Here is a 4,489-nt window from a genome sequence, read left to right on the forward strand (position 1 = left end):
GCAGCGGCGGCTTGCGCGGCGCGCCACCTCACCGGGGCCCTTCAGGGCCGGGCTTGACCCGCCCATCCACGACCGCGCGCACGTTGGTTGTTTCGTGGATGCCCGGGTCAAGCCCGGGCATGACGGAAGAATGTGGGGCGAGGCCAATCTGATGATGCCCCTCCGCCTCGGCATCCTCGCCGCCGTGATCGCCCTCGCGCTCGATCAGGCCACCAAGCTGTGGTTGCTGTTCGGCTTCGAGCTCGCCCGCAAGGGGCTGGTCAGCATCACCCCGTTCTTCGACCTCGTGCTGGCCTGGAATACCGGCATCTCCTACGGCTGGTTTTCCGATCAGGGACCGCTCGGGCAGGCCGCCATGCTGGCCTTCAAAGCGGTGGCGATCGTGGTGCTGGCGATCTGGATGGCGCGCTCCACCACCCGGCTTGCGACGATCGGTCTCGGCCTGATCATCGGCGGCGCGATCGGTAATGCGATCGACCGGCTGGCCTATGGGGCGGTGGTGGATTTTGCCCTGTTTCACGTCCAGATCGCAGGAAAAACCTATAGCTGGTACGTGTTTAACCTTGCGGACGCGGCGATCGTTGTCGGCGTCGCGGCGCTGTTGTATGATTCCTTCTTCGGGGCACCCGCCGCAAAAGCGCCCTGATCCCGGCCGATACGGGCACCGCGGCAAAGGCCGCGCCGGCGACCTGTCGCGGCCGGCGATCGACCGCAAGACGTGAACAGGATCAACGCCATGCGCCAGACCATCCAGACTCTCTCGATGTCGCACGCCTCTCCGGCGACGCTGCTCCGCGCGGCGCGCCTGGCGGCTGTCGCACTGGGCGTCGGACTGGTGTTCGCCGGCGGCGTCGCCCGGGCGCAGGACCCCGAAGAGGACGACCGGACGTTCGAAGAGAAGTTGATCGGCGGCCTGATGAAGGGCATCGGCGCCACCAATATGGAAAACTCCGGCATCGACTATCGCGAGCGCTCGCCGCTGGTGGTGCCACGCAATCTCGATCTGCCGGCGCCCGAGGCCTCCGCCAAGGAGGTCAACGCGCCGAACTGGCCGAAGGACCCGGACGTCCAGGCCCGCAAGGAAGCCCGCGCCGCGGCCCGCCGCAGCAAGCCGACGCCGCAGGAATCTGCGCGTCCGCTTATGCCGTCCGAACTGGCCGCGGTCCGCTCGGATGCCAACTCCAACAAGGCCAATGGCGACGCCAGCCAGCCCGGCAATCAGGTCAACAACCCGATGCTGAGCCCGTCGCAACTCGGCTTCAACGGCAGCCTGTCCAGCCTGTTCGGCGGCGGCAACAAGGCCGAGACCGCGCCGTTCACCGGCGAACCGACCCGCGAGACGCTGACCCAGCCGCCCGCCGGCTATCAGACGCCGTCGCCGAATTTCGCCTACGGCACCGGCCCGAAGGAAGCGCTCGGCAACAAGCGCATCGACGTGATGTCGGGCAAAGAAGTCAGCAATTGAGCCGACGCTCCGGGCTTAGCATAGAGCTCGACACCTTCCGCGGGATGCGGCTGCGCCGCATCGCTCTCGATCAAATCACATCGCCGACGGCCGAGGCTGCGCCACATGCTGGCGTGCTGCCGCGTTCTGCTGCCTGTCCGATCCGACTTCTCCCACCGGGATGATCCCCTGCCCATGACAGCTTTCGCTTCTCCGCTGCGCACCGTCTTCGCCGTTCTCGCCACGCTGTGTCTCGCCGGCGCAGCGAGCGCTCAGACGGTGACGGCCAATCCACCCGCGACCTTCACGCTGCCGAACGGCCTCAACGTCGTGGTGATCCCGGATCACCGCACGCCGGTAGTGACGCAGATGATCTGGTACAAGGTCGGCTCGGCCGACGAGACGCCCGGCAAATCCGGACTGGCGCACTTCCTCGAGCATCTGATGTTCAAGGGGACGGCGAAGCATCCGGTCGGCGAGTTCTCGCAGACCGTGCTGAAGATCGGCGGCAACGAGAACGCGTTCACCTCGTTCGACTACACCGGCTACTACCAGCGCGTGCCGCGCGACCAGCTCGAGCGCATGATGGAGTTCGAAGCCGACCGCATGACGGGCCTCGTGCTGAAGGACGAGAACGTGCTGCCGGAGCGCGACGTCGTGCTCGAAGAATACAACATGCGGGTTGCCAACAATCCGGATGCGCGGCTGACCGAGCAGATCATGGCGGCGCTGTATCTCAACCATCCCTATGGTCGGCCGGTGATCGGCTGGCATCAGGAGATCCAGAAGCTCGACCGCGACGACGCGCTGGCGTTCTATCGCCGCTTCTACGCGCCCAACAACGCCACGCTGGTGATCGCCGGTGACGTCGAGGCCGATCAGATTCGTCCGGCGATCGAACGCATCTACGGCGGGATCCCGCCGCAGCCGGCGATCCCGGCGCAGCGGGTGCGGCCGCAGGAGCCGACTCCGGCCGGCCCGCGCACCGTGACGCTGGCCGATCCGCGCGTCGAGCAGCCGAGCGTGCGGCGCTATTATCTGGCGCCGTCGGCCCACACCGCCGCCAAGGGCGAGAGCACCGCGCTGGAGGTGCTGGCGCAGCTGATGGGCGGCGGCAGCAATTCGTATCTCTATCGCGCGCTGGTGATCGACCGGCCGCTCGCGATCAGCGTCGGCGCCAACTATCAGGGCACGGCGCTCGACGATACCCAATTCGTCGTCGCGGCGACGCCGAAGCCGGGCGTCGAGTTCTCGGAAATCGAGAAGGCGATCGATAACGTCATCGCCGACATCGTCCGCAATCCGATCCGCTCGGAGGATCTCGAGCGGGTGAAGACGCAACTGATCGCCGAGGCGATCTACGCGCAGGACAATCAGGCGACGCTGGCGCGCTGGTACGGCGCCGCCGTGACGTCGGGACTGACGGTGCAGGATATTCAGACCTGGCCGGATCGCATTCGTGCCGTCACTGCCGAAGAAGTGCGCGCCGTGGCGCAGCAATTCCTCGACCGCAACCGCTCGGTCACCGGCTATCTGGTCAAAGGCACGCTGCCGAAGCCCGAGGAGAAGCGCTCGTGAGCATCACCCGTCGTTTCGTCAAGCGCGTCGCGCTCGCCGCAGCTCTCACGCTTGCTGCCGCATCGCCCAGCCTCGCCGCGGCCAAGATCCAGAATTTGGTGACGCCCGGCGGCATCCATGCCTGGTTCGTGCAGGACGCCACGGTGCCGCTGATCTCGATGGAGTACTCGTTCGACGGCGGCGCCAGTCAGGACCCGGCCGACAAGCCCGGCGTCGGCCACATGGTGGCGAATTTGCTCGACGAAGGTTCGGGCGACATGGATTCGGCCACCTTTCACGAGCGGCTCGACCGCCGCGCCATCCAGCTGTCCTACAGCGTCACCCGCGATTACTTCCGCGGCTCGCTACGGATGCTGAAGGAAAACCGCGACGAGGCGTTCGGCCTGCTGCACACCTCGCTGACCGCTGCGCGGTTCGAGGCCAAGGACGTCGAGCGCATCCGCGCGCAGCTGATCTCGACGCTGCGCCGCCAGTCGCTCGATCCGAACACCATGGCGACCCGCAAGTGTCTGCAGGTCGCGTTCGGCGATCATCCTTACGGCCGGCCGTCGACCGGCACGCTGGAGAGCCTGCCGAACGTCACGGTCGACGATATGAAGAATTACGTCGGGAAGGTGCTGGCCAAAGATACGCTGAAGATCGCCGTGGTCGGCGACGTCGATGCCGACACGCTGGCGAAGCTGCTCGACGCGACCTTCGGCAGTTTGCCGGCGAAGGCTCAGCTCGCGCCGGTGGCCGACATCGTCGCCACCAAGCCGCCGCAGCGCAGCTTCGTGGCTCTCGACGTGCCGCAGACCACGGTGATGTTCGGCGGCCCCGGCTTCAAGCGCCACGATTCGGATTTCATTGCCGGCTATGTCGTGAACCACATCCTCGGCGGCGGCTCGCTGTCGTCGAGGCTGTATCGCGAAGTCCGCGAGAAGCGTGGCCTGGCCTATTCGATCTACGAGTCGATGGTGTGGATGGAGCACTCCGCGCTGTTCACCGGCGCCACTGGCACCCGCGCGGACCGCGCCACGCAAAGTATCGAGGCGATCGAGGCCGAAGTGAAGCGGATGGCCGAGCAGGGGCCGACGCAACAGGAACTGGACGAAGCAAAGTCGTATCTCAACGGCTCGCAAATGCTGTCGCTGGATACATCTGCCAAGCTCGCCCAGGCGATGCTTCAATATCAGAACGACGGCCTGCCGATCGACTACATCGACCATCGCAGCGAGGTCATCAACGCCGTGACCCTCGACGACGCCAAGCGCGCCGCCAAACGGCTGTGGTCGGATGGCCTGCTCACCGTCGTGGTCGGCCGCACGCCGCAAGCCGCTGCCGATCCGAACGCCGTCAAGCCGGCCGGCGCTGCTCCGCCGCCGCGGGCGAATTAGTTATAGGCACCGGGCGGCGTTCGGTTCGACCCTCTCACCGGGCACGGCTTAACCTCTCCCCGTGCGGGGAGAGGTCGACCGGCGCAGCCGG

General features: G+C 66.5%; 4 protein-coding genes. All 4 read left to right on the forward strand.

Annotated elements, in window-relative coordinates:
- Positions 1-151: 151 nt before the first annotated feature.
- The 4 genes from lspA to ACOJTD_RS25785 all read left to right on the forward strand — a co-directional run bounded on the left by lspA (position 152) and on the right by ACOJTD_RS25785 (position 4,398).
- On the forward strand, positions 152-646 hold the full coding sequence (gene lspA / locus ACOJTD_RS25770; protein ID WP_420135695.1) for a signal peptidase II: 495 nt from the start codon (positions 152-154) through the stop codon (positions 644-646).
- 90 nt (positions 647-736) lie between these two features.
- Positions 737-1,465, forward strand: coding sequence for a hypothetical protein (locus ACOJTD_RS25775; RefSeq protein ID WP_420135692.1), 729 nt, complete (start codon positions 737-739; stop codon positions 1,463-1,465).
- 174 nt (positions 1,466-1,639) lie between these two features.
- The gene (locus ACOJTD_RS25780; RefSeq protein WP_420135693.1) at positions 1,640-3,022 is read left to right on the forward strand and encodes a M16 family metallopeptidase; all 1,383 of its coding nucleotides are present in this window, start codon (positions 1,640-1,642) and stop codon (positions 3,020-3,022) included.
- Positions 3,019-4,398: a M16 family metallopeptidase gene (locus ACOJTD_RS25785; RefSeq protein WP_420135694.1), complete on the forward strand. Its 1,380-nt coding sequence runs from the start codon at positions 3,019-3,021 to the stop codon at positions 4,396-4,398. Before ACOJTD_RS25780 ends, ACOJTD_RS25785 begins: the two co-directional genes overlap by 4 nt.
- Positions 4,399-4,489: the final 91 nt, after the last annotated feature.

It is taken from the genome of Rhodopseudomonas sp. (assembly GCF_048594845.1).
GTDB lineage: Bacteria > Pseudomonadota > Alphaproteobacteria > Rhizobiales > Xanthobacteraceae > Rhodopseudomonas.